Consider the following 23,807-nt stretch of genomic DNA (forward strand, 5'->3'; position numbering starts at 1 on the left):
CTGCCCCGAAAGGAGTACGTCGCAGGGAACGAGAGGCTGCGAGGACCGATGCATTACGACCTGATCATCCGCAACGGCGTGTGCGTCCTGCCGTGGGGCGAGGCGAAGACCGATATCGGCGTGCGGGCGGGGCGGATCGCCAGCCTGTCGGCCGGGGTGGCGGATGAGGCGGACGAGGTGATCGAGGCCGCCGGCCTGCATGTGCTGCCGGGGCTGATCGACCCGCATGTGCATCTGCGCGACCCCGGCGACGCGGCGGTGGAGAGCATTCCGACCGGGACCCGGGCGGCTGCGCTGGGGGGCGTGACCACCGTATTCGACATGCCCAACACCGCGCCGTCGATCACCGATGGCGACATGCTGCGCTGGAAGCAGGGCTATGCGTCGCGGGAGAGCTGGGTCGATTTCGCGATGTATGTCGGCGGGACGCGCGCGAACACCCCGCGGCTGGGCGAGTACGAGCAGTATGACGGCGTCTGCGCGATCAAGGTCTTTGCCGGGTCTTCGACCGGCGACCTGATGATCGAGGATGACGAGGGCATTCGCCAGGTGCTGGAGCACGGGCACCGGCGCGTGGCCTTTCATTCCGAGGACGAATATCGGCTTCAGGCCCGGAAGGCGCTGCTGACCGAGGGCATGTCCTATGACATGCATCCGTTCTGGCGGGACGAGGAATGCGCCTTTCTGGGGACGCGGCGGATCGTGGGGCTTGCGCGGCGGGCGCGGCGGCCGGTCCATATCCTGCATACCTCGACCGCCGAGGAGCTGGACTGGCTGGCGGGGCATCGGGATGTCGCGACCGTGGAAGTACTGGTGAACCATCTGACCCAGGTGGCGCCGGACTGCTACGAGGCGCTGGGGGCGCTGGCGGTGATGAACCCGCCGATCCGCGACCGGCGGCATTACGAGGCGTCGTGGGCGGCGGTGCGTGACGGGATGGTGGATACGATCGGCTCGGACCACGCCCCGCACGCGCTGGCGGCGAAGGCGAAGCCGTGGCCGTCCACTCCCGCCGGGCTGACGGGCGTGCAGACGCTGGTGCCGGTGATGCTGGACCATGTGCATGCCGGGCGCCTGTCGCTGGGCCGGATGGTGGACCTGATGGCGGCCGGTCCGGCGCGGGTCTATGGCTTGCAGGCCAAGGGGCGGATCGCCATGGGGTATGACGCGGACTTCACCCTGGTCGACCTGGCGGCGAAGCGGCGCATCACCAATGACTGGATCGTCACCCCGGCCGGCTGGACGCCGTTCGACGGCATGGCGGTGACGGGCTGGCCGATAGCGACCGTGGTGCGCGGGCGGACGGTGATGCGCGAGGATACGATCCTGGGCGAGCCCGGCGGCCGGCTGGCCTGCTTCACGCCCTGATTTCGACATCTTGTTGGCATATTCTTGAATTTGCGCCGTGCGTGCGGGGTGCCCGCCGCAGGCGGCTTCCGAGGGAGGATATGTCTTGCGTGCTATGATTTCGGCCCTGGTCGTGGGCTGTGCCGCTGCCTTGTGCCTGACGGGCGGCCTGTCCGTTGCCCGGGCGGCGGACGCCGCGTGGTCGGCGCCCGCCTGCGGGAAGGAGCCGGCGGCGCCGGTCGTGGAGGCCGGCAGCGTCGCCAAATACAATGCCAGCGTCGATGCGGTAACGGCCTATGAAAAGGCCGCCCGGACCTATAATGCCTGCGTCGCCGCCGCCGCCGCGCGGGACGAGGCGGCGATCAGCGCGCAGGCCAGGGCTCGGATCGACCAGGTCCATCAGGCCAGCGTTGCCGTGCAGCAGCGGATTGCCGGCCATTTCACGAAGCTGACCACCGACCTGAAGGCCGGGGCGGCGCGCTTCGCGCATCCCTGATCGCGGCCGGGGGCCGCGCGCGGGTTTGTTGCCCGCGTGCGCCGGGACGGCTATGGTCCGCGCTTGGAATGACGGGTGCGGGCCCGTCGCGGCTGGATGCGGAGAGCGGTTGAGACGTGGCTGACGACATCTTCAGAGAAGTCGACGACGATATGCGCATGGAGCGCCTGCGGCTGATGGCCCGGCGCTATGTCGGCGCGGCGGTGGCGGTGGTGGTGGTGGCCGCTTCCGGCGTGGGGGCATGGCAATATCATGCCTGGCGCGGGCGGCAGGCCGAACAGGCATGGGGCGCGACCTATTTCGCGGCGCTGCGCGCGGCCGACACCAGCCATATCGCCCCCGGCGAGACCAGCGCGCTGACCCCGCAGCAGAAGGATGCGCTGGCGCGCCTGGCGACGCTGGACAGCGTGCCGTCGGGGTTGCGGACGCTGTCGCGGATGGAACGCGCGGTCCTGCTCGCCTCCAGCGGGGATCGCGCGGGTGCGCTGGCGCTGTGGAGCCAGGTGTCGGACGATTCGGGCGCCGATCCGCTGCTGCGGTCGCTGGCCGGCCTGTTGTGGGTCCAGCACCAGATCGACGATGGCGATCCGGCGGTGCTGCGCTCGCGCCTGGCCACGCTGGACGGCGCGGGCAAGCCGTGGCGCGGGCTGGCGGAGGAATGCGAGGCGCTGCTGGATATCCGCCAGGGGCGCCTGGCCGATGCGCGCCGGCGGCTGGGGCAACTGACGACCCAGATCGACGTGCCGGAGGGGCTGCGCAGCCGGGCCGGCGGCATGCTTCAGACCCTGGGGGCCTCGCCCTCGTAGGCTGTGGCGGCGGTGACCGGAATGGTTTCGTTTTGGCTTCGTTTTTCCTTTCGCAGCGCAGGATCTCCATGAACAGAATTCTGACCCGCCGGCATGCGCTCCTGGGTGGCGCGATGATGCCGGTCCTGGCCGGATGCAGCATATTCGATGACGACGAAAAGCCGTTGCTGGCGGGCAAGCGCGTCGATGTCCTGACGACGGGCGCGGGGCTGATGGTCGATCCTGACGATCATGACCCGATCGCCATCCCCGCCCAGACGCCGATCGGCGAATGGCCGCAGCCGGGGCGCGTGCCGTCTCACGCCGGGGTCAACATGGCGTGGAGCGGCCAGATGCGGCGCGAATGGACGCACGGCATCGGCGCCGGCGTGTCCGAGCCCTCGCTGCTGTCCTATGCCGCGCTGGGCGACAACGGGCGGGGAGTGTTGCAGGCGACGCCGATCGTCGCGGGCGGGCGGCTGTTCGTCAGCGATGCGCAGGGCGTCATCCGCGCCTTCGAATGGCCGCGCATGCGCGAGGCGTGGCGCTTTACGCCCAAGCCCAGGAAGATGCGCTCCAGCAACCTGGGCGGCGGGTTCAGCATTGCCGGCGACACGCTGTATATCGTCGACGGGATCGGGCAGGCGGTGGCGGTGGAGGCCGCGACCGGGAAGGTGAAATGGCGGCTGGATACCGAGGCGCCGGGCCGCTCCGCGCCGACCGTGGTGGATGGCAGGCTGTTCTTCGGCACCATCGACGAGCGGCTTCTGGCGGTGGATGCGGCGACGGGGCGCCTGTTGTGGACCTATACCGCCACCGAGGCCGTGACCGTGATCTTCGGCCAGCCGGCGCCCGCCGTGGTGGGGGACGTGGTCGTGGCCGGGTTCGGCTCGGGCGATCTGGTCGCGTTGCGGGCGGCGAGCGGCGAGGTGGTGTGGAGCGATACGCTGGGCAGCACCAACGGCCAGGAATCGACGGTCGATTTCTCCTGCGTGCGCGGCATGCCGGTGATCGTGGACAATACGGTCTATGCCATCAGCGCCGGGTCGGTGCTGGTGGCGATTGACCTGCGGTCGGGCCGCCGGTTGTGGGAGCGCACCGTCGCCGGGCAGGATACGCTGCTGCTGGTCGATAACTGGCTGTATGTGGTATCGCTGGACCAGCAACTGGCCTGCGTCGACCGCGTGAACGGCCATGTGCGCTGGATCACCCAGTTGCGGCGTTACGCCCGGGTCGACGCGCAGAAGAATGCGGTGACCTGGACGGGGCCGATCCTGGCCGGCGGCAAGCTGGTCTGTATCGGCACGATGCCCGAGACCGGCTTTGCCCTGGTCGACCCCGTGACGGGCGCGCTGCTGACGATCGGCAAGCTGCCCGGGGTTGCCACGGTGGCGCCGATCGTGGTGGATGGCCGGCTGCTGATCGTGACCGACGACGGCAACCTGATCGCCTATAGCTGAGGATCGTTTCATACATTGGCCAATCTTCCTTCCGTCCCGGCCGGGGATGACCTGCCGATCGTCGTGATCGCCGGGCGTCCGAATGTCGGTAAATCGACCCTGTTCAACCGCCTTGTGGGGCGGCGGCAGGCGCTGGTTGCCGACACGCCGGGCGTGACGCGCGACCGCAAGGAAGCCGAGGCCGTGGTGCGCGGTCGCCGGGTGCGCCTGATCGACACCGCCGGGCTGGAGGAGGCCGCGCCCGATACGCTGTACGGGCGGATGCGGGCCTCGTCGGAATCGGCGGTGGCGCAGGCGGACCTGGTGGTGTTCTGCATCGATGCGCGGGCCGGCATTACCCCGGCCGACACGCATTTCGCCGCCTGGATCCGCCGCCAGGGACGGCCGGTGCTGCTGGTGGCGAACAAGGCAGAGGGCCGCCAGGGCGCGGCCGCCGCGATGGAGGCGTTCGCGCTCGGGCTGGGCACGCCGCTGGCGATTTCGGCGGAGCATGGCGAGGGCCTGTCGGAACTGATGGGCGAGATCGCGGACCGCATGCCTCCCGAGGCGCCGCCGGAGCCGGTGGAGCCCGTCGAATATGGCGAGGACGGGGAAGAACTGGACGAACGGCCGCCCGGGCCGTTGCGGCTGGCGATCGTCGGGCGGCCCAATGCCGGCAAATCGACGCTGCTGAACCGCCTGCTGGGTGAGGAGCGGATGATTACCGGGCCGGAGCCGGGCCTGACCCGTGATTCCGTCACCGTGCTGCTGCATGACGAGCATGGGCCGATCCAACTGGTCGATACCGCCGGGCTGCGGCGCCGGGCGCGGGTGGAGGACGGGCTGGAGAAGATGTCGACCTCGGCCACCATCGAGGCGCTGAAGATGGCGGAAGTGGTGGTGCTGGTGCTGGATGCCACGCTGGGCGTGCATGAGCAGGACTTGCAGATCGCCCGCCTGATCGAGCGCGAGGGGCGGTGCTGTGTGCTGGCGCTGAACAAATGGGACGCCGTGGAGGACCGGATTGCCACGAGGCAGGCGATTTCGGACCGGATCGAGACGTCCCTGGCGCAGATGCGCGGGATCCCTGTGGTATCGTTCTCGGCGCTGACGGGGGCGAATGTCCAGAAGCTGCTGCCGGTGGTGCGGCGGGCGCATGAGGTGTGGAACAAGCGCGTTCCCACCGGTGCGCTGAACCGCTGGTTCGAGATGATGCTGGAGCGGCACAGCCCGCCGCTGGTGAGCGGGCGGCGGCTGAAGCTGCGCTACATGACCCAGGCCAAGGCCCGGCCGCCGACCTTTATCCTGTTCGGTACCCGCGCCGAATTGCTGCCCGAGGATTACCAGCGCTATCTGGTCAACGGCCTGCGGGAGGAATTCGACCTGCCGGGCACGCCGATCCGGCTGCTGCTGCGCGGTACCCGCAACCCCTATGCCGAAGGGGGCGCGTAGCCGCAGCCGGGACCGGCGCGCCCGCGCGGTCAATGGATGGCCAGCGAGGCCAGCAGGCAGAAGGCCAGGCCCAGCACCGCGATCAGGGTTTCGATGACCGACCAGGTCTTGATCGCCTGGCCGACGGTCAGGCCGAGATATTCCTTGATCTGCCAGAACCCCGCATCGTTCATCGGGCCCAGTGCCACCGAGCCGGCGCCGGTGGCCAGCACCATCAGTTCGGGCGAGGTGCCGTGGCTGTGCAGCAGGATCGGCCCGACGATGCCCGAGGCGGTGCTCATGGCCACGGTCGCCGAGCCGGCGGCGACGCGGACCACCACCGCCAGCAGCCACGCCAGAACCAGCAGCGGGACATGCGCGCCCAGCGCGACATCGGTGATGGATTTCGACACGCCGCTGTCGATCAGTTCGCGCCCGAAACCGCCGCCGGCGCCGACCAGCAGCATGATCAGCGCCGTCGGGCCGAGGCATTCGGTGGTGAAGCGCAGGATCGTCTCGCGCGAGAAGCCGCGCGCCAGGCCGAGGACGTAGAAGGACAGGACCGTCGCCAGCAGCAGGGCGATGTCGGTATTGCCGACGAAATGCAGGACGATGTTCGGCAGCCCGCCGGGGCGGGTGAGCAGGTCGGCGACCGAACCCACCAGCATCAGCAGGACCGGCGCCAGAATGGTCAGTACGGTGGTGAGGAAGGGCGGCAGGTCCTTCGGCGTTTCCTTGCTGGCGAACTGGTCGGCCAGCGCGGCCGAGCCCTCTATGTGGATGTGCGGGGTGATGAAGCGGGCATAGACCGGGCCCGCGAGGGCGGCGATCGGGGTGCCGATGATCACGCCCCAGAAGATCGTGCGGCCGGTATCGGCATGATAGGCCGACAGGGCCAGCAGGGTCGCCGGATGCGGGGGGATCATCGCGTGGGTGACCGACAGCGCCGCGCCCATCGGCAGCGCCAGCAGCAGCAGGGGCGTGTCGTTCCGCCGCGCCAGGGTGAAGGCCAGCGGAATCAGCAGCACGAACCCGACCTCGAAGAACACCGGCAGGCCGATCAGCAGGCCGATGACCATCATCGCCCAACTGATGCGTTTTTCGCCGGCGATTCGCGTGATCGTCAGCGCGATCTGGTCCGCGCCGCCGGATTCCGCCAGCATCTTGCCCAGCATGGTGCCCAGCGCGATCACGGTCGCGATATGGCCCAGTACGTGCCCGGCACCAGCCTCGAACGAGGCGACGGCCTTGTCGGGCGGCATGCCCGCGCAGATCGCCAGCAGGATGGAGACGCAGACCAGGACAATGAAGGGATTGAGCTTGTAGCGCCCGATCAGGATGACGACGGCGACAATGGCCGCCGTCGCGAGGGAAATCGCCAGGATTGAGGACATCGAACCACGTCTGTCGTGAATGGGAACGTGCATCAGCGCGGATCGGACGGCCGTGTGTCAATGGCGTCGGCCCGATATCCGGAAGATGTGCGCGGGTTCACTGTCGCGTGACGATCGTCCGCACGGGCCCGGGTCGTCCGAGTGTCTGGCCATGAGGGTGGATTTGGCTACATAACGGAATGGCTTATCCCGGTCGCGATGCCGGAGGCGGGCCGGTATGAAACGACACAGGACCTGACAGGGGCGGGAACCAACCCGCCCGGGTGCCCAGATGGGCACCTTATCCGGCAATCAAGGGAGTCATGGCATGACGGCGGACCAGATGAAGACGTCCCACGCGGCGGCGCGGGCGGTGGTGGTGGGAATCCTGGCGGCGATGGCCGGGCTGATGTTCGGGCTGGATACCGGGGTCATCGCCGGCGCGCTGGGCTTTATCGGCGACGAATTCCATGCCGCCGCCCGGACGCAGGAATGGATCGTCTCGTCGATGATGGCCGCCGCGGCCCTGGGGTCGCTGGTCGCGGGGCGCATCTCGTTCCGGCTGGGGCGGCGCCGCGCGCTGCTGGCGGCGTCGCTGCTGTTCGTCGCCGGGTCGGGGCTGTGCGCGCTGGCGCCGTCGGTGTTCGTGCTGATCGCGGGACGGGTGCTGCTGGGGCTCGCGGTCGGGATCGCGGCGTTTGCCGCGCCGCTCTATATTTCCGAAGTGACGCAGGAATCGGTGCGCGGGGCGATGGTCTCGTTCTATCAGCTCATGGTCACGCTGGGGATCTTCCTGGCCTATGTCACCGACAGCCTGCTGTCCTATGGCGGGCACTGGCGCTGGATGCTGGGGCTGATGGCGGTGCCGGCGGCCCTGTTCTGCGCCGCCTGCCTGTTCCTGCCCGACAGTCCGCGCTGGCTGATGATGCGCGGCGAGCGGAGCCGCGCCGCGCAGGTCATGCGGCTGCTGCGCGCGAGCCCGGCGGAGGCTGATGCCGAGATCCGCGACATCGCGCAGGAACTCCAGCGCGGCAGCGGCAGCGGGTTGGCGTTCTTTCGCGGCAATGCGAATTTCCGTCGGTCGGTGCTGCTGGGGGTGGCGTTGCAGGTGATGCAGCAGGTCACCGGCATCAACGTGCTGATGTATTACGCGCCGAAGATCTTCCAGGCCGCCCATTTCGGCGTGTCGGCCGCGACGTGGGCCACCGCGCTGATCGGGCTGGTCAACATGGCCGCCACCGGCTTCGCCATCGCCTTCATCGATCGCTGGGGGCGGCGGCCGCTGCTGATCCTGAGCTGCGCGATCATGACCGCGGCGATGCTGGTCGCCGGCGGGCTGGCGGCGATCGGCGGCGAGTCGGTGCTGATCCTGGGCGGGATGGTGGCGGCGCTGCTGCTGTTCGTCGCCGGCTTCGCCATCGGGGCCGGACCGATGGTGTGGACGCTGTGTTCGGAAATTCAGCCCCTGCGGGGACGTGATTTCGGCATTGCATGTTCGACCTTCACCAACTGGGCGGCGAACTGGCTGGTCAGCAACGTCTTCCTGACCGTCATGGCCGCGCTCGGGCAGAGCTGGACCTTCTGGCTGTTTGCCATCATGAACGGCCTGTTCATCCTGATCACGGTCGCCTACGTGCCCGAGACCAGGGGCGTGTCGCTGGAGGAGATCGAGGCGCGGCTGATGTCGGGCCGGCGGCTGCGGGAACTGGGACGGTAAGGGGCGACGGCGATGATACTGCGCGGGGACGAAACCGAGGATATCGCGACGGCGACCGGACCGATGCGGCTGCATGTGCTGCGCCCGGCCGCCGAGGGCCGGTTTGCCGGCGTGGTCCTGTTTTCCGAGATCTATCAGGTGACGGCGCCGATCCGCCGGCTGGCCGCGATGATCGCGGGAATGGGCCATGTGGTGGCGATGCCGGAAGTCTATCACGAATACGAGCCCGCCGGCCGCGTCCTGGCCTATGACGCGGCGGGGACCGATCGGGGCAACGCGCTGAAATATGCCAAGCCCCTGGCCGCCTATGACGACGACGCGCGGGCGGCCGTGGCCTGGCTGGCGGCGCACCCCGCCTGCACCGGGCGGATCGGCACGATGGGCGTGTGCCTGGGCGGGCACCTGGCGTTCCGCGCCGCGATGAATCCGGCCGTGTCGGCGGCGGCGTGTTTCTATGCCACCGATATTCATTCCGCCTCGCTGGGCGCGGGGCGGGCGGACGATACCCTGCTGCGGCTGGACGAGATCGCGGGCGAGGTGATGATGGTCTGGGGGCGGCAGGACCCGCACGTGCCCTTCGCGGGGCGGCAGAGGATCCGCGAGGCGCTGGAGGGGGCCGGGGTGTGCCATGAATGGCATGAGGTCAACGGCCAGCATGCCTTCCTGCGCGACGAGGGGCATCGGTTCGACCCGGCGCTGTTCCTCCAGGCCATGGGGTGGGTCCAGGCGCTGTTCGCGCGCGCCCTGCGCGCGGGCTGAACGGCGGTGAGCGGCCGCACGATCCTGCGCGAGGGCGAGGGGCTGTACGGCGTGCCCCGGGCGCTGGCGATGTTCGCCGTGGCGCTGTCGGTGCTGCTGTCGGTGCTGGATTACGCCATCGCCAATGTCGCGCTGCCGACGATCGCGCAGGATATCCGTGCCAGCCCGTCCTCCTCCATCTGGGTGATCAACGCCTATCAGATGGCCTCGCTGGCGACGCTGCTGCCGCTGGCCTCGCTGGGGTCGCGGCTGGGGTTCGCGCTGCTGTGCCGGATCGGGCTGGCGACCTTCGTCGTGGCCTCGGTGTTCTGCGCGATGTCGCACACGCTGCTGGAACTGGCGCTGGCCCGCGCGCTCCAGGGGATTGGCGGCGCGTGTATCATGAGCGTGAATATCGCGCTGGTCCGCTTCATCTACCCCCATGCCGAGATCGGCAAGGGGATCGCGCTGAACGGCGTGGTGGTCGCGACCGGCGTGGCGCTGGGGCCGACCATCGCCGCGGCGGTGCTGTCGCTGGCGGACTGGCCGTGGATCTTCCTGATCAACCTGCCGCTGGGCGGGGCGGCGATGGTGGCGGCGGTGATCTACCTGCCGGCGACGCCGCGCAGCAGCTCCTCGTTCGACCTGGCCAGCGCCGTTCTGAACGTGGTGGCCATCGGTTGCCTGGTCGTCGGGCTGGATAGTCTGGTCCATCGCTCCGGCCCGGTGGTGGCGGTGTGGCTGCTGCTGATCGGGGGCGGTGCGTTCTTCCAGCTCGCGCGGCGCCAGACCGGGCGTTCCGACCCGATTCTGCCGCTGGACCTGCTGGCGGTGCCGGATTTCCTGATCGCCTTCTGCGTGGGGTTCCTGGCGTTCGTGGCGTCGAATTTCTTTATCATCTCCATGCCCTTCACGCTGGAGACGGTGCTGCATCGCTCGGCGGTGGCGACCGGGCTGCTGATCACGCCGTGGCCCGTGGGCATCGTCGCGATCTCGCCGCTGGTGGGTCGGATGGCGGACCGGGTGCCGGCGGGCATCCTGTCTTCGATCGGGTTGTGCGTGACCGGGACGGGCTTCGTGCTGCTGTGCCTGCTGCCGGCCGGGGCGGGGGACCTGGATATCGCCTGGCGGATCGCCGTCGCGGGCATGGGGTTCGGCATCTTCCAGCCGCCGAACAACCGGGCGATGATGGTGGCGGCGCCGCTCGGGCGGTCGGGCAGCGCCAGCGGCATGATTTCGGTCGCGCGGCTGTGGGGCCAGACGATGGGGGCGATGTTCGTGGCCCTGACCTTCGGGTTCGTGCGGCATGACGCGACCTTGCGCTGCCTGGAACTGGCGGCGGCCTGCGCCTATGGCGCGGCGCTGATCAGTTCCAGCCGCCTGGTGCGTGGCGGGCGCCCTGCGGGCGGCGGCAACGGCTGAGTAATTCCTTGAAATCATAAATATAACGCTGGCGCGTGGCGCGTTTTCCGGCCAATCCTGCAACGGATGTCATTCGCTCGTTCGAGACCGGGATTGTCTGATGCGTCTGCCGCGCCCCCTGTTGCCTGCCTCGCGCCGCCTTACCACGCTGGCGGAGGCCGCGCTGGACCAGCGCGCGCGTCGGCGGTCGCGGCGGTTGCTGCGGCTGAACGGTTTCAACATGTTTCTGGCGCGGATCGGCCTGATGCTCGATCCCGCCATGGACGAGACCACCGTGCTGGCGGCGGCGTGCGAGACCGCGACGCGGAACGCGCGCGTGCGGGGCGCCTTCGTCGCCCGGCCGGATGCGTCGGGGGATTTCCGTCTGCTGGCGTGCAGCGGGCCGGTCGCGCAATGGCATGATCCCGCCTTTTCGGCCCGGCCCGACATGGCGGCGCGCCATGGCCTGATCGGGCGTGTCTGGCAGGATGGCCAGCCGGTCTTTTGCGCCGATATCGCGGAGGAGGCGGCCCTGCGGCCCTGGCAGGCGCTGATGCGGGAGCAGGAGGTGCGGGCCTGCGCGGTGCTGCCGCTATGGCGCGCGGACAGGGTCTGGGCCGTCTTCGGCGTCTATGAAGGGCAGGAGGATGCGTTCGATCCCGCGATCAGGACGATTTTGCTGGACGCGGCGAGCAGCCTGTCGCGAGCGCTGAAGATCCGCGACGAGCGGCGGCTGAAGGCCGCGCAACTGGACCGGGCGCAGGTGGGAATCGTGCTGATGCGCGATGCGCGCATTCAGTCAGCGAACGCCTTTGCCGCCGCCCTTGCGGGCTGTGCGCCGAGCGACCTGTACCACGCCCCGGCGGAAACGATCCTGACCGGCCAGGGGGCGGAGCTGGGGCGGGCGCAGGCGATGCTGCGCGCCGCCGGCCGGACCAAGCTGTCGGGCGTGACCCTGCCGCGGCCTGACGGGCAGGATGTGATCGCCGACCTGTCCGCCGTGGCGCTGGACGATCCGCCGGGCCCGGATTCGGTGTGGACCATCGAGGACGTGACCGAGCGCGACCAGATGCAGCGCCTGTATCGCGCGCTGATCAATGCCGTGTCCGTCATGCTCACCGCCGAGGACGAGGCGGAAAAATGCCGGGCCGTATGCGATACGCTGGTCGACGACACGCTGTTCAACGCTGTCTGGCTGGTGCAGCCCAATCTGGCCGGTCGGATGGAGGTGCTGGCCCATGGCGGCATGGGCGGCGATATCATCAGCCGGCTGAACTGGCGGATCGATCATGACGCCCCTGTCTTGCCGGTGACGGTGCGGGCCTGGCGGGACGAGTGTCTGGTCTATACCAATGATCTGGTGACCGACCTGGTCGGGATTCCGGGCTATGTGCGATTGCTGGAATATCGGTGGCGCGCCGTGCTGGCGGTGCCGGTGCTGCGGGGCGGGCGCATATGGGGCGTGCTGACCTTCACGACGCAGCGCATCAACGGGTTCGACGAGAAGAGCATCACGCTGTGCCGGCGGGTGGCGGAACTGCTGGGCCAGAGCCTGGACCGGCTGGATACCAGCCGCAACCTGGAAAAATTGCGCCACGAGGAAGCCAGGCGCGCCCGGCGCGATACGCTGACCGCGTTGCCCAACCGGCTGGCGCTGGAGGAATACCTGCCCAAGGCGCAGGAGCGGGCGCGCACGCGCGGCACCTCCGTGGCGGTCGGGCTGATGGATCTGGACGGTTTCAAATATGTCAACGACACCCATGGCCATGCCGCCGGGGACAAGGTGCTGGCCGAACTGAGCCGGCGGTTGTGGGAGACGCTGCGCGAGAGCGGCTATGTCGCCCGGCTGGGGGGCGACGAGTTTGTGGTCATCCTGGAAAATCTCGACACGGACGCGGCGAAGGAGCAGGCCACGGCGGCGTTGGACAGCCTGTCCTCGGTCGTGGCGGAGCCGTTCATCCTGGATGACGGGAAGACCGCCCGGGTGGGGCTTGCGATGGGCGTGGCGCTCTATCCGCAGGACGGCGACAAGCCGGAGACGTTGCTGCGCCAGGCCGACAACGCGATGTACCTGGCCAAGCAGAGCCAGGACAAGCGCGACGCCAACTGGCATTTTGCCGCGGCGATCGACGAAGCGCGGGTTCTCGACGACGAGTCCCCGGACCTGTTCCCGGTGGCCCCGTACGGGGCGAAGGCCGTGGACCTGCTGGGCCGTGCGGCGGCGGCGGCGGCGCGTGTCGGGGAAAGCCTGCGCAAGGGCGCGATCGGGGCGATCTGGCAGAAAAACGGCGGCGCGCCGGTGCTGGCCAACCTGACGCGCGAGCAGCATGAGCGGCTGAACGAGCGCGAGGCGAAGCATCTGGAATTCCTGCTCTGTCCGACGACCGCCAGGACGGACGTGCTGGCGGCCGCGCGCACGCTGGGCACGATGTACGCGCTGTTCGGTGTCGATCCGGCCGTGTTCATCGCCGAGCAGGGCGTCTATCTGCGCCTGCTGATGGCGGAACTGGAGAGCGAAGGTGTCGGCGGCGACGACCGCTATCGCGTGCAGCAGGTGATCGAAGCCCGTTATCGGGACGATCGCAGGATGCGGCGCATGATCGGGCAGGGCGTCCACAAGGCCTATGACATGGCGCTGTCGCTGGACAAGGCCGCCGGCCCGTGGGGCCCGGCCAGCAGCGACCTGCTGACCTGCCTGGCGAAACTGCCCGGAATCCAGGCGGCCTTTCTGATGCGCCCCAACGCGGCGGGGGAACTGGTCGCGCAGACCATCGCGGGGACCTGCGCCACGGCGCTGGACGAGGCGCTGCTGCGCGGCGACGTGCGGCCGGTGATCGCCGCCGGCGCGCGCCATGGCCGCTTTATCGGCGCCCAGGCCTGGCGCACGGGCCAGGGACAGACCTGCCCGTCGATCGAACTGGATGCGGCCATGGCGCCGTGGCACGCGCTGATGGCCAATCTGCGCATCCATTCGGCCATGAGCGTGCCCATCCGGCGCCCGGACGGGACCACGGCGCTGGTGTTGACCCTGTTCGGCGCCTGCCCCAACCAGTTCGAATCCGTAACCATGCGGCGGTTCGTCCGCGAGTTGCAGGAAAAATGGGAGCGATTGTGGCAGGACGGGCAGGGCCTGTCCGACGAGCGATCGGCCCGTTTGCGCGAGCGCCTGTTCTCCGGGGGGTTGCGCATGTTCGTTCAGCCGGTCGTCGACCTGTGTACCGGCCGGTTGCTGAAGGTCGAGGCGCTGGCCCGGCTACAGGATACCGACGGTTCGATCCTGCCGCCCGCGACCTTTCTGGCGCTGCTGGGGCATGACGAGTTGGACCGGCTGTTCCAGTGCGGGCTGGAACAGAGCCTGGAATGGCTGCAATCGTGGGACGGGAGGGGGCTGTCCACCGAGATGTCGGTCAATCTGCCGCCATCGTGCCTGTCGAACGCCGATGTGCTGCGCATGGTCGACGACATGCTGAACCGCCACGCCATCGCCCCCAGCCGGCTGACGCTGGAAGTGCTGGAAACCCAAGGCCTCGATTCCGTCAAGCAGGGGGAGACCTTGCAGGATTTCCGCTCCAGGGGCGTGCAGATGGCGATCGACGATCTGGGGGCCGGCCACAGCAACCTGCTGCGGCTGTCCGCCACGCCCTTCGACTGCATCAAGGTGGACAGGGGCCTGCTGAGCCATATCCGTGACGTGCCGTTGCAGATCTTCAGCGTGATCCGCTCGCTGCGGGAAATGGGCAGGGACATGCACAGCCAGGTGGTGGTGGAGGGGCTGGAAGACGCCGACATGATCGAGGCCATGCGGCACCTGGGCTGCCGCTATGGACAGGGGTTCGGCATTGCCCGGCCGATGCCGCCGGACGATTTCCTGGACTGGTATCGCACCTATTCGGGCCAGGATGAGGAAGAGGTGGACGAAGAGGAAAGCGACATCCACAGCGACCTTGGCGCGCTGGCCTATCTGTGGATGGCCACGCGCGCCCGCCCGCCGCTGGGGCGGTTCCATTTCAGGGACGGGCCGCTGATGCGATGGCTGGAAAGGTGCGGCCGGGACGACGCCGAGGCCGTGCGGTGGTACTCCGTCCTGTCCGCGGGGCTGGTGCCGGAGGAGGCGGCGCGGGATATGCGGGACTGGCTGGTGGAGCGTGTGGTCAGTGCGCCGCGTGCCTGACGGGGGCGCCCGCCGCCCGTTTGCCGTCAGGCGGGGAGGACGCGGTAGAGGGTGGTGCGTCGCGTGTCGCGGTCTTCCAGCTCCCGGGTCGTCGGGATGTCGGTGGTGACGATGGGGTGCAGGCCGGCGCGGGGCAGGTAGGCGCGGCCGGGATCGGCGATCCAGACCTCGGCGGTGCGCGCGGCGTCGCGCAGCCAGGGCAGGATATGCTCGGTCATCGGGTTTTCGTAGCAGACGTCGCCGCACAGGATCACGTCCCAGCGCGGCGTGGTGCCGACCAGGTCGGCGCCCGTCGCGGTGACCGCGACCCCGTTGGCGCGGGCGTTGAGCGTGATGGCGGCGACGGCCAGCGGGTCGATGTCGGCGGCTTCGACCGACCGGGCGCCGGCCTGGGCGCAGGCGATGGCGGCGATGCCGCAGCCGGCCGCGAAATCCAGCACCCGGCGCCCGGCGACCAGGGACGGATGGTCCAGGATATGGCGTGCCAGCAACTGGCCGCCCGGCCAGGCGAAGGCCCAGAAGGGCGGTTCGATCCCGTGGCGGGTCAGCCAGTCCTCGGTGGCCTGCCAGATCGGGGTGATTTCATCGGCCAGGTGCAGCGTGATCTCGGGTACCAACGGTGCGTGGGACGGCCTGCTGTGGGCGAGGATGAAGGATTCGGCATCGGCGCGCGCGTTCATCGGCCGGTCAGCCCGGCCAGGATGGCCAGGGCCACCGCCAGCCCGGTTTCGCGGTTGGAACGGAACAGCATCAGGCAGCGGCGCGGATCGGTGCTGTCCAGATGCGCGACCTGCCAGCCGAGCGCGATGGCGGGCAGCGCCATCGCCACCCAGAAGCCGATGGTGCAGCCGGCCAGCCAGCCGGCCAGCAGCAGCGCCACGACCGCCAGCGCGTAGCACGCGCCGACGAACCGCCGGGCCTGGCCGGCCCAGAGGCGCGAGGTGGATTTGACGCCGATCCGCGCGTCGTCCTCCATGTCCTGGAAGCCGTAGATCGTGTCGAAGCCGAGCTGCCACAGGATGGTAGCGGCATAGAGCGCGGCCCATGCGGCATCGATCCGGCCGGCCGCCGCCGCATAGCCCATCGGGGCGCCGAAGCCGAAGGTGAAGCCCATGACGAGCTGGGGCCACCAGGTGAAGCGCTTGGCCAGCGGATAGAGTCCCACCAGAAGCAGCGACCCGACGCCCAGCAGGCGGCACAGCGGATTGAGCTGCAACAGGATCACCAACCCGATCGCCAGCAGCAGGGCGAGGAACAGCGCCGCTTGGCGCATCCGCAGAGCGCCCGAGGCCAGCGGCCGCCCCGCCGTGCGCGCCACCATGCGGTCGATGTCGCGATCCCACATGTCGTTGACCACGCAGCCGGCGGACCGCATCACGATACTGCCGATGCCGAACAGGATCGCCAGCCGCAGGCGTTCGCCGGCCGCGACCCCGCCGGGCAGCAGGATGCCCCACAGGCCGGGCAGGAACAGCAGCCAGGTGCCGATGGGGCGGTCCAGCCGCGCCAGAAGCGCGTAGGGGCGCAGGGGCGCCGGCAGACGGCTGATCCAGCCTGTGGCCCGGATGTCGGTATGGGGGGGCGGGGTCACGCGTGGGTCTCCGTCTGGACATGCGGGCATAATGGAGGCATCGGGTGCTGGCTATGCCCGCGTGTGATGGGACGCGGGATGAAACGGGTCAAGGGCGGTCGGAGTGGTGTCGTCATGAAGGATTGTCCCCGACTGTTCGCCGACCCGGCCGGAGGGCCGCCGATGGAGGCGGACGCCGTGCGCGACCTGGAGCCGGGGCAGGCCCATTATCTGGGCACCGTGCTGCGGATGGCGCCGGGGGCGGAGGTCGCGCTGTTCAACGCCCGGGACGGGGAGTGGCTGGCCGGCCTGGTGGCGGTGCGCCGCGACCGCGCGCAGGTGCGGCTGCTGCATCGCCGCCGCCCGCCGGAGCCCGCGTGCGGGCCCGTGCTGCTGTTCGCGCCGCTGAAGCGCGATGCCACCGACATGGTGGTGCGCATGGGGACCGAACTGGGGGTGACGCGTTTCCTGCCCGTGCTGACCGAGCGCACCAATACCCATCGGGTCAATATCGCGCGGCTGGCGGCGATCGCGATCGAGGCGGCGGAACAGTGCGAGCGCCTGGACGTGCCCGCGATCGGCGAGCCGGCGCGCCTGCCCGACCTGCTGGCGGCGTGGCCGGACGGGCGCACGCTGTTCGTGGCGGCCGAACGCGACGGGCCGGACGAGGGAGCGGGGGAGATCGACCGCGTTGCCGACGGGGATGGTCTGCTGGTCGGTCCCGAGGGGGGGCTTTCGGACGCGGAACGGCGGATGTTGCGCGGGCGGCCGTTTATCAGGATGATCACGCTGGGAAAACTGATCCTGCGGGCGGACACGGCGGCGGCATGCGGCCTGTCCCTGATGGGGGCTGGTTTCCGGCGTGCGTCTGGTGCAGTTTCGCGCTAATTTTGAGGGCTTTTTCAGAAACGATGTCGAACCCCGGCGAGCAAGATACCACCCCTGTCGAATCGATCGGTCAACTGGCCGCGTTGCTGGCGGACGGGGGCAAGCCGCGCGCGCAGTGGCGCATCGGCACCGAGCATGAAAAATTCGGCTTCGTCCTGCCGGCCGCCGCCGGGGAGGGGCGTGCGCCCTGGATGCCGCCGCCCTATGCCCCCGACGGGATCGGCGAGATCCTGGCCGATCTGTATCGCCAGGACGGCGGCGGAAACTGGGAGGCGATCGAGGACAAGGGCACGCTGATCGGGCTGAAGGGGATCGGGCCGGAGCGCGGGGGATCGGTGTCGCTGGAGCCGGCGGGCCAGTTCGAACTGTCCGGCGCGCCGCTGGCCAGCCTGCACCAGACCGGCCATGAGATGGCCCGGCATTTCGAGGCGATCCGCCCCATCAGCCGGTCGCTGGGGATCGGCTTCGCGCCGCTGGGCTTCCACCCGCTGGCGCGGCGGGCGGACATGCCGTGGATGCCCAAGAGCCGCTATGCGATCATGCGCGATTACATGCCCAAGGTCGGCACGCTGGGGCTGGACATGATGACCCGGACCTGCACCGTGCAGGTCAATCTGGACTTCGCCTCGGAAACCGACATGCTGCGCAAGCTGCGCGTGTCGCTGGCGTTGCAGCCGGTGGCGACCGCGTTGTTCGCCAATTCGCCCTTTTATGAAGGCCGGCCGAACGGCCTGCTGTCCAACCGGGCGCATGTCTGGACCGACACCGACAATGCGCGCTCGGGCATGCCGCCGGCCTTCTTCGCGCCGTCCTTCGGCTTCGAGGCCTATGTGGAGTGGCTGCTGGACGTGCCGATGTATTTCATCGTGCGCGACGGGCGGATCCTGGATGTGGCCGGGAGGTCGTTCCGGGCCTGGATGAAGGGCGAGCGCCAGGACGGGCTGGAGGGGCTGGTCCCGACCATCGGCGACTTCGAAGACCATATGACCACCGCCTTCACCGATGTGCGGTTGAAGCGTTTCCTGGAAATGCGCGGGGCCGATGCCGGGTCGCCGGAGATGATGCTGGCGCAGTCCGCGCTGTGGGTCGGGCTGCTGTATGACGACGCGGCGCTGGCCGCCGCCGACGCGCTGGTGCGCGAGCGGGACTGGGCGGAGTATGCCGCGCTGCGGGCCGCCGTGCCGCGCCAGGGGCTGGAGGCGCCGTGGGCCGGCGGAGTGGCGCGGGAACTGGCTGCCCGCATGGTCGCGATCGCGACCGACGGGTTGCGCGGGCGCGCGGTGACGGATGGCAACGGGCGCGACGAGAGCCATCTGCTGGCGCCGTTGCAGGCGATCGCGGCCGGCGCGCCGACCCAGGCCGAGCATTGGCTGGAACGGTATCATGGTGCCTGGCAGGGCGATGTGACGAGGATCTTCGCCGAAGCGGCGGTGTGAGCGGGCTTGGGTTTGTTGTAGCCGATAACGCGAGTTATTCGCACGGCATCGAAACGTCTTGTGTATGCCGGGGGGATTCCGGCATAGAGTTTTCATGCGCAAATTCACGACGCTGAACGACCAGGAAATCCTTGCCCTCGCCATTTCGAACGAGGAGGAAGATGCGCGGATCTATGCCGATTTCGCCTATGCCCTGCGTGACAATTATCCCGATACCGCCAAGATCTTTACCGACATGGCGCATGAGGAGAACGAGCACAGGCGCGACCTGATCGACCTGTATGTCGGGCGGTTCGGCCAGCATATTCCGCTGATTCGCCGCCAGGATATCGCGGGATTCATGGTGCGGCGGCCGGCCTGGCAGGTGCAGGGCATGGGGATAGAGGCCGTGCGCGGGCATGCGTGCCAGATGGAGACGGATGCGGCGCGCTTCTATCGCCAGGCCGCGCTGCGGACCAATGATGCCGCCACGCGAAAATTGCTGGGCGACCTCGCGGTGGCCGAGGACCGGCATGAGCAGGCGGCGGGTGTCATCGAGCAGAAGCGCCTGCCGGCCAGCAAGCGCGAGGGCGAGGACGAAGACGCGCGGCGGCGTTTCGTGTTGCAGGTGATCCAGCCGGGCCTGGTCGGGTTGATGGATGGCTCGGTGTCCACCCTGGCGCCGGTTTTCGCGGCGGCCTTTGCCTCGCATCGGCCGTGGGAGGCCTTTCTGGTCGGGATTGCGGCGTCGGTGGGGGCCGGGATTTCCATGGGGTTCGCCGAAGCCCTGTCGGATGACGGCAAGCTGTCGGGACGCGGCGCGCCGATGTTGCGCGGGGTGATCTGCGGCCTGATGACCACGGCCGGGGGGATCGGCCATACGGTGCCGTTCCTGATCGATCGGTTTTCGCTGGCCATGAGTGTGGCCATGGTGGTGGTGGTGGTTGAGCTGCTGCTGATTTCCTGGGTGCGCTGGCGCTATCAGGACACGCCGTTCGGCTCGGCGGTGGTGCAGATCGTCTTCGGTGGGGCGCTGGTATTCGCGGCGGGGATCCTGATCGGGTCGGCCGGCTAGCGCGTTTCCGGCAGGCAACACCGAATCAGCCGCGCCGCGTGGTCCATGGCCTCGGGCGTGGCGGAGGCGATGCCCAGCAGCAGGCCGGGCTGGGCCGGACCCAGATGATAATCCGAGAGCGGGCTGACCCCGAGGCCCCGCGACCACAGGTGGCGCGCCACCGCGCGGTCGTCGCGGGTGGGGTCGGTGAAGCGGGCGGCCAGTTGCAGGCCGCCGGTGCCGGGGCCAGGGAGCAGCACCCCGCTGCAATGGCGGCGCAGGGCGGCGAGGGCGCCGGCCATGCGCTGGGCGTAAAGCGTGTTCATGCGCCGGATATGGGCGCGCAGGTGGCCCTCGGTAATGAAGTCGGCGAGGGCGAGTTGCAGGTGAATCGGCACCGCGATGCCGCGCCGGGACAGGAAATCGGTGACCGGGGCGACCAGGCGGGGCGGCAGGATGGCGTAGGCGACGCGCAGGCCCGGGGCAAGGATCTTGGAAAACGTGCCGAGATAGGCGACCGATCCGGTGCGGTCGATGCCTTGCAGGGCGGCGACCGGACGGGTGTCGTACTGGAATTCGCTGTCGTAATCGTCTTCGAGCACCACGGCGCCGCTGGCGTGGGCGTGGGCCAGCACGGCGAGGCGGCGGCGCAGGGTCATGTCGGCGCCGGTCGGATACTGGTGCGATGGGGTGACGCAGATCAGGCGCGGGGGTGGCCCGGAGGCGCGGGCGACGTCCATGCCCTCGCTGTCGCAGGGCAGCGGGACGAGCCGGGCGCCGGCGGCGTTTAGGATCGTGTGGATGGGGATATAGCCGGGTTCCTCGACCCAGGCGACGGGGCTGGCTGTGGCGGAGAGCGCGACCCGGGCGATGGCGTCGACGGCGACGCGGATCGACGGGACGATGACGATCTGATCGGCGGTGGCGACGACGCCCCGCGTGGTGCGGACATGGGCGAGGATGGCGGCCCGCAATTCGGGAGCGCCGGCCGCGCGGCCGCCCTGGCCGAGATCGATCAGCCGCCCGGCGCGGGCGCGGGCACCGAGGCAGCGGGCCCAGAGGGCGTGCGGGAAGGAAGCGAGATCGGGCAGGCCGGGACGCAGGGCCGCCGGCGCCTGTTCCGGCGGGGCCGGGGGCGGGGCGGGCGGGGCCGTTGGGGGGCCGTGGCGCGGCGGGGCGGGCAGGGCTGCGACATGGGTGGCCGATCCGGGGCGGGCGGCGAGAAAGCCTTCGGCGCGCAGCCGGTCATAGGCGAGCACGATGGTGGAGCGCGCGACGCCCAGCGCGCGGGCCAGGGTGCGGGTGGAGGGCAGGCGGTCGCCGGCGGCGAGTTGCCCCGCCAGGATGCGCTCGCGGATCGCACGATGGATCTGGCTTTCCAGTGGGCCGGCATCGGGGGAGAGGACCAGCCAGGCGGGGGGTGGCGGACGGGCGGTGTCGGTCACGGGGCGGATCAACCGGTCTGACAAAAATGGAAGAACCGGATGTTACCGGCAGACCGTTGCCCGTTCAAACTGGGCGGGTAACGACAGGAGCCGGTGATGAGTGAGTCCTTTCCCGTGACCGAGCGCAGCCGGATACGGCGTGCCCACGAGCGCGGCAGCCATGAACGGGCGGCCGTGTATGAGGTGCTGGATGCCTCGCCCCTGTGCCATGTGGGCTATGTGATCGATGGCGCGCCCTATGTGACGCCGACGCTGCAATGGCGGGTGGGCGACCGGGTCTATTGGCATGGCTCGGCGGCCAGCCGGTTTCTGCGGGCGGCGCGAGGGACGCGGGTGTGCCTGACATGCAGCCGGATGGACGGGTATGTGATGGCGCGCTCGGCCTTCAGCCACTCGGTCAATTATCGCTCGGCCATGCTGTTCGGCACCGCCGTACTGCTGGAGGGGGAGGAGGAGATCGCCGCCGCGCTGCGCGACATGGTCGAGGATTTCTTTCCCGGCCGGTGGGAGGGTTTGCGGCCGATGACCGCGCAGGAGCGCCGGGCGACCGCCGTGCTGCGGATGGACATCGAGGAAGCCAGCGTGAAGGTGCGCGATGCGCCGCCGGGAGACGGGGCGGAGGGGGATTATCCGGTCTGGGCCGGCGTGATCCCGATCCGCACCGTGCTGGGCACGCCGTGCCCGGCCCCGGAACTGCCGGCGGATGTGCCGCTGCCGCCCGGGTTGGCGGCGCTGGTGGCGTCGGGGCGGCTGCGCGGCGGTTCGGGCGGGGGAACGCCTTGATCTTGCCGGAATGATCGGGCAACGAGGGTGGGCTGGACCGGCGCCCCGGCGGGGTGGCCGGCCGGCGCCCCCTTGCGACCGACCGGGTGCCATGACGCGACCGAACCGCCTGACCTTCCTGCACACTCATGTCGTGGCCTGCCTGTTGGGCGGGCTGGTGGCGATGGCCTGCCTGCCGGTGCCCGCGCATGCCCAGGCGGCGACGAGCCTGACCGCCGCCGATCGGGGGTGGGTGCAGCGTATCCAGGCCTATCTGGACGCGATCACGACGCTGGAAGCGCAGTTCCAGCAACTGGCGCCGGACGGCAGGCGCGCCACCGGCACGGCGTGGCTGAGCCGGCCGGGGCGGATGCGCTTCGAATATGACAAGCCCAGCCCGCTGCTGCTGGTGGCCAATCACGGGCAGGTGGTGTTCAACGACAGCCAGCTTGGCCAGACCACGACCCTGCCGCTGGACAAGACGCCGCTTGGGTTGCTGCTGCGCCCGGGCCTGCAACTGTCGGGGGATGTGACCGTTACCGCCTTCACGCATGCCAATGGGCTGGTGCAGGTCACGCTGGTGCGGACCGCCTCGCCGGGGGACGGGAGCCTGACGCTGGTGTTCCATGACAATCCGTTGTCGCTGCGCTCGTGGAGCGTGGTGGACGCGCAGGGGCAGACGACGCAGGTCGATCTGTTCAATGTGCGCCTGGGAGGTGGGCCGATGCCGGACGGACTGTTCGATACGGATATCGGTGATCGCTAGCCGTGCGGGTCGTCGGTCTGGCGGGCCAGTTCCAGCGCGCGGGCATAGACGGTGCGGCGGGGCAGGTTGATCGCGCCGGCCACCAGGGACGCCGCGTCCTTGACCGACAGGGTGGCCAGGGCCGCGCGCAGGCGGTCGTCCAGGTCGTCGGCGCCGCTGTCATCCTCGGCGGGCGGTCCCAGAAGGACGGTGATTTCGCCTCGCGCCCGATTGTCGGCATACCAGGCGGCGAGGGTGCCCACGGGGCCGCGCCGTACTTCCTCGAACCGTTTGGTCAGTTCGCGCGCCACGGCGGCGGGGCGGTCGGCGCCGAAAATCTCGGCGAGATCGGCCAGCATCTCGTCGAGCCGGTGCGGGGCCTCGTGCCAGATCAGGGTGGCGGACAGGCCGGCCTGCTCGGCGGCGCGCAGTCTGGCCAGCGCCTCGCGCCGTGCCGCCGGGCGCGGCGGCAGGAAGCCCGAGAACATGAACGGATGCGGCGGCAGGCCGGACAGGGTGAGCGCGGTGATCGCGGCGTTGGGGCCTGGCACGGCCGTCATCGCGATGCCGGCCGCGATCGCCGCCCGCGCCAGGCGGAAACCGGGATCGGACAGCAGGGGCGTGCCGGCATCGGAAATGACGGCGATCCGCCGGCCGTGCTCCAGCAAGGCGATCAGTGCGGGAATCCGCTGCTGCTCGTTATGGTCGTGCAGGGGTTCGGTGCGGGTGGTGATGCCGCGCGCCGTCAGCAGGCGCGCGCTGGTGCGGGTATCCTCGCACAGGATCAGGTCGGCTTCCGCCAGGGTGGCGGCGGCGCGGTCGCTGAAATCGCCGAGATTGCCGATGGGTGTGGATACCAGGGTCAGCATGCCCCCATCCGGATGGCCGGCGGGCGTGTGGGGGGTCTCGTCCTCGGTCGGGTCGTCGGGGTCGGGGGCATGACGGGCGGGGGCGGCTTCACTAAGGGAAGAAGGCGCCGGGCTGGAAGACGCCTCTTGCAGGGGCGCGTGGAAAGGCAGGGACGAGGAAG

General features: G+C 69.7%; 19 protein-coding genes. 14 read left to right on the forward strand and 5 right to left on the reverse strand.

The features are described from left to right. The first annotated feature begins 48 nt into the window (after positions 1–48). The 5 genes from HLH48_RS06415 to der all read left to right on the forward strand — a co-directional run bounded on the left by HLH48_RS06415 (position 49) and on the right by der (position 5,519). Positions 49–1,368 carry a dihydroorotase gene (locus HLH48_RS06415; protein WP_182996672.1) on the forward strand — a complete coding sequence of 440 codons (1,320 nt, stop codon included), beginning with the start codon at positions 49–51 and terminating at the stop codon, positions 1,366–1,368. Between the two features lie 94 nt (positions 1,369–1,462). Beyond that, positions 1,463–1,843 (forward strand): hypothetical protein, encoded by a 381-nt coding sequence (locus HLH48_RS06420; protein ID WP_246387046.1) that lies wholly within the window; start codon positions 1,463–1,465, stop codon positions 1,841–1,843. A gap of 116 nt (positions 1,844–1,959) precedes the next feature. Further along, positions 1,960–2,649 carry a hypothetical protein gene (locus HLH48_RS06425; RefSeq protein WP_182996674.1) on the forward strand — a complete coding sequence of 230 codons (690 nt, stop codon included), beginning with the start codon at positions 1,960–1,962 and terminating at the stop codon, positions 2,647–2,649. A gap of 68 nt (positions 2,650–2,717) precedes the next feature. After that, positions 2,718–4,088, forward strand: a complete 1,371-nt coding sequence (locus tag HLH48_RS06430; RefSeq protein WP_182996675.1) for a PQQ-like beta-propeller repeat protein — start codon at positions 2,718–2,720, stop codon at positions 4,086–4,088. A gap of 15 nt (positions 4,089–4,103) precedes the next feature. Next, complete coding sequence (gene der, locus HLH48_RS06435; protein ID WP_182996676.1) at positions 4,104–5,519, forward strand: ribosome biogenesis GTPase Der; 1,416 nt, start codon at positions 4,104–4,106, stop codon at positions 5,517–5,519. A gap of 29 nt (positions 5,520–5,548) precedes the next feature. Here der and HLH48_RS06440 read toward each other — a convergent pair whose 3' ends face one another. After that, on the reverse strand, positions 5,549–6,892 hold the full coding sequence (locus tag HLH48_RS06440) for a GntT/GntP/DsdX family permease (protein WP_182996677.1): 1,344 nt from the start codon (positions 6,890–6,892) through the stop codon (positions 5,549–5,551). Positions 6,893–7,199: 307 nt separating this feature from the next. Here HLH48_RS06440 and HLH48_RS06445 point away from each other — a divergent pair, with 307 nt between their 5' ends. The 4 genes from HLH48_RS06445 to HLH48_RS06460 all read left to right on the forward strand — a co-directional run bounded on the left by HLH48_RS06445 (position 7,200) and on the right by HLH48_RS06460 (position 14,898). Then, complete coding sequence (locus tag HLH48_RS06445) at positions 7,200–8,588, forward strand: sugar porter family MFS transporter (protein ID WP_182996678.1); 1,389 nt, start codon at positions 7,200–7,202, stop codon at positions 8,586–8,588. A gap of 12 nt (positions 8,589–8,600) precedes the next feature. Then, positions 8,601–9,347 (forward strand): dienelactone hydrolase family protein, encoded by a 747-nt coding sequence (locus tag HLH48_RS06450; RefSeq protein WP_182996679.1) that lies wholly within the window; start codon positions 8,601–8,603, stop codon positions 9,345–9,347. 6 nt (positions 9,348–9,353) lie between these two features. Continuing rightward, positions 9,354–10,748 carry an MFS transporter gene (locus HLH48_RS06455; protein ID WP_264812364.1) on the forward strand — a complete coding sequence of 465 codons (1,395 nt, stop codon included), beginning with the start codon at positions 9,354–9,356 and terminating at the stop codon, positions 10,746–10,748. A 100-nt stretch (positions 10,749–10,848) separates the two neighbouring features. Continuing rightward, complete coding sequence (locus tag HLH48_RS06460) at positions 10,849–14,898, forward strand: EAL domain-containing protein (RefSeq protein WP_182996680.1); 4,050 nt, start codon at positions 10,849–10,851, stop codon at positions 14,896–14,898. Between the two features lie 26 nt (positions 14,899–14,924). Here the strand turns inward: HLH48_RS06460 and HLH48_RS06465 are convergent, their stop codons facing one another. Both HLH48_RS06465 and ubiA read right to left on the reverse strand, forming a co-directional pair. Continuing rightward, entirely contained in the window at positions 14,925–15,578 is a 654-nt protein-coding gene (locus HLH48_RS06465; RefSeq protein WP_182996681.1) for a class I SAM-dependent methyltransferase, read from the reverse strand. Next, entirely contained in the window at positions 15,575–16,489 is a 915-nt protein-coding gene (ubiA, locus tag HLH48_RS06470; protein WP_264812366.1) for a 4-hydroxybenzoate octaprenyltransferase, read from the reverse strand. Before ubiA ends, HLH48_RS06465 begins: the two co-directional genes overlap by 4 nt. A 114-nt stretch (positions 16,490–16,603) precedes the next feature. Here ubiA and HLH48_RS06475 point away from each other — a divergent pair, with 114 nt between their 5' ends. From HLH48_RS06475 to mbfA, 3 genes are all read left to right on the forward strand, one after another. After that, positions 16,604–17,356: a 16S rRNA (uracil(1498)-N(3))-methyltransferase gene (locus tag HLH48_RS06475; RefSeq protein ID WP_182996683.1), complete on the forward strand. Its 753-nt coding sequence runs from the start codon at positions 16,604–16,606 to the stop codon at positions 17,354–17,356. 23 nt (positions 17,357–17,379) lie between these two features. Beyond that, complete coding sequence (locus HLH48_RS06480) at positions 17,380–18,792, forward strand: glutamate--cysteine ligase (RefSeq protein WP_182996684.1); 1,413 nt, start codon at positions 17,380–17,382, stop codon at positions 18,790–18,792. Positions 18,793–18,886: 94 nt separating this feature from the next. Continuing rightward, positions 18,887–19,846 (forward strand): iron exporter MbfA, encoded by a 960-nt coding sequence (gene mbfA / locus HLH48_RS06485; RefSeq protein WP_182996685.1) that lies wholly within the window; start codon positions 18,887–18,889, stop codon positions 19,844–19,846. Here the strand turns inward: mbfA and pdxR are convergent. Continuing rightward, a complete protein-coding gene (gene pdxR / locus HLH48_RS06490; RefSeq protein ID WP_220795019.1) occupies positions 19,843–21,270 on the reverse strand; it encodes a MocR-like pyridoxine biosynthesis transcription factor PdxR in 1,428 nt (475 codons plus the stop codon). The genes mbfA and pdxR overlap by 4 nt on opposite strands. Positions 21,271–21,366: 96 nt before the next feature. Between pdxR and HLH48_RS06495 the strand changes: the two genes are divergently transcribed. Further along, positions 21,367–22,053, forward strand: coding sequence for a pyridoxamine 5'-phosphate oxidase family protein (locus HLH48_RS06495; protein WP_182996686.1), 687 nt, complete (start codon positions 21,367–21,369; stop codon positions 22,051–22,053). A gap of 91 nt (positions 22,054–22,144) precedes the next feature. Then, entirely contained in the window at positions 22,145–22,798 is a 654-nt protein-coding gene (locus tag HLH48_RS06500; RefSeq protein WP_182996687.1) for a LolA family protein, read from the forward strand. Here HLH48_RS06500 and rsmI read toward each other — a convergent pair. After that, positions 22,795–23,646 (reverse strand): 16S rRNA (cytidine(1402)-2'-O)-methyltransferase, encoded by an 852-nt coding sequence (gene rsmI / locus HLH48_RS06505; protein ID WP_246387061.1) that lies wholly within the window; start codon positions 23,644–23,646, stop codon positions 22,795–22,797. The two genes, HLH48_RS06500 and rsmI, sit on opposite strands and share 4 nt — an antisense overlap. Positions 23,647–23,807: the final 161 nt, after the last annotated feature.

The organism is Gluconacetobacter sacchari (genome assembly GCF_014174255.1).
Taxonomy (GTDB): Bacteria; Pseudomonadota; Alphaproteobacteria; order Acetobacterales; family Acetobacteraceae; genus Gluconacetobacter; species Gluconacetobacter sacchari.

What these genes read in the sequence shown, in the direction of transcription:
- HLH48_RS06415 (WP_182996672.1), top strand. Translation starts at nt 49, where the DNA reads ATGCATTACGACCTGATCATCCGCAACGGCGTGTGCGTCCTGCCGTGG.
- HLH48_RS06450 (WP_182996679.1), top strand. Translation starts at nt 8,601, where the DNA reads ATGATACTGCGCGGGGACGAAACCGAGGATATCGCGACGGCGACCGGA.
- HLH48_RS06430 (WP_182996675.1), top strand. Translation starts at nt 2,718, where the DNA reads ATGAACAGAATTCTGACCCGCCGGCATGCGCTCCTGGGTGGCGCGATG.
- HLH48_RS06495 (WP_182996686.1), top strand. Translation starts at nt 21,367, where the DNA reads ATGAGTGAGTCCTTTCCCGTGACCGAGCGCAGCCGGATACGGCGTGCC.
- HLH48_RS06460 (WP_182996680.1), top strand. Translation starts at nt 10,849, where the DNA reads ATGCGTCTGCCGCGCCCCCTGTTGCCTGCCTCGCGCCGCCTTACCACG.
- HLH48_RS06445 (WP_182996678.1), top strand. Translation starts at nt 7,200, where the DNA reads ATGACGGCGGACCAGATGAAGACGTCCCACGCGGCGGCGCGGGCGGTG.
- HLH48_RS06440 (WP_182996677.1), bottom strand. Translation starts at nt 6,892, where the DNA reads ATGTCCTCAATCCTGGCGATTTCCCTCGCGACGGCGGCCATTGTCGCC.
- rsmI (WP_246387061.1), bottom strand. Translation starts at nt 23,646, where the DNA reads ATGCTGACCCTGGTATCCACACCCATCGGCAATCTCGGCGATTTCAGC.
- mbfA (WP_182996685.1), top strand. Translation starts at nt 18,887, where the DNA reads ATGCGCAAATTCACGACGCTGAACGACCAGGAAATCCTTGCCCTCGCC.
- HLH48_RS06480 (WP_182996684.1), top strand. Translation starts at nt 17,380, where the DNA reads ATGTCGAACCCCGGCGAGCAAGATACCACCCCTGTCGAATCGATCGGT.
- HLH48_RS06420 (WP_246387046.1), top strand. Translation starts at nt 1,463, where the DNA reads ATGATTTCGGCCCTGGTCGTGGGCTGTGCCGCTGCCTTGTGCCTGACG.
- HLH48_RS06465 (WP_182996681.1), bottom strand. Translation starts at nt 15,578, where the DNA reads ATGAACGCGCGCGCCGATGCCGAATCCTTCATCCTCGCCCACAGCAGG.
- HLH48_RS06475 (WP_182996683.1), top strand. Translation starts at nt 16,604, where the DNA reads ATGAAGGATTGTCCCCGACTGTTCGCCGACCCGGCCGGAGGGCCGCCG.
- HLH48_RS06500 (WP_182996687.1), top strand. Translation starts at nt 22,145, where the DNA reads ATGACGCGACCGAACCGCCTGACCTTCCTGCACACTCATGTCGTGGCC.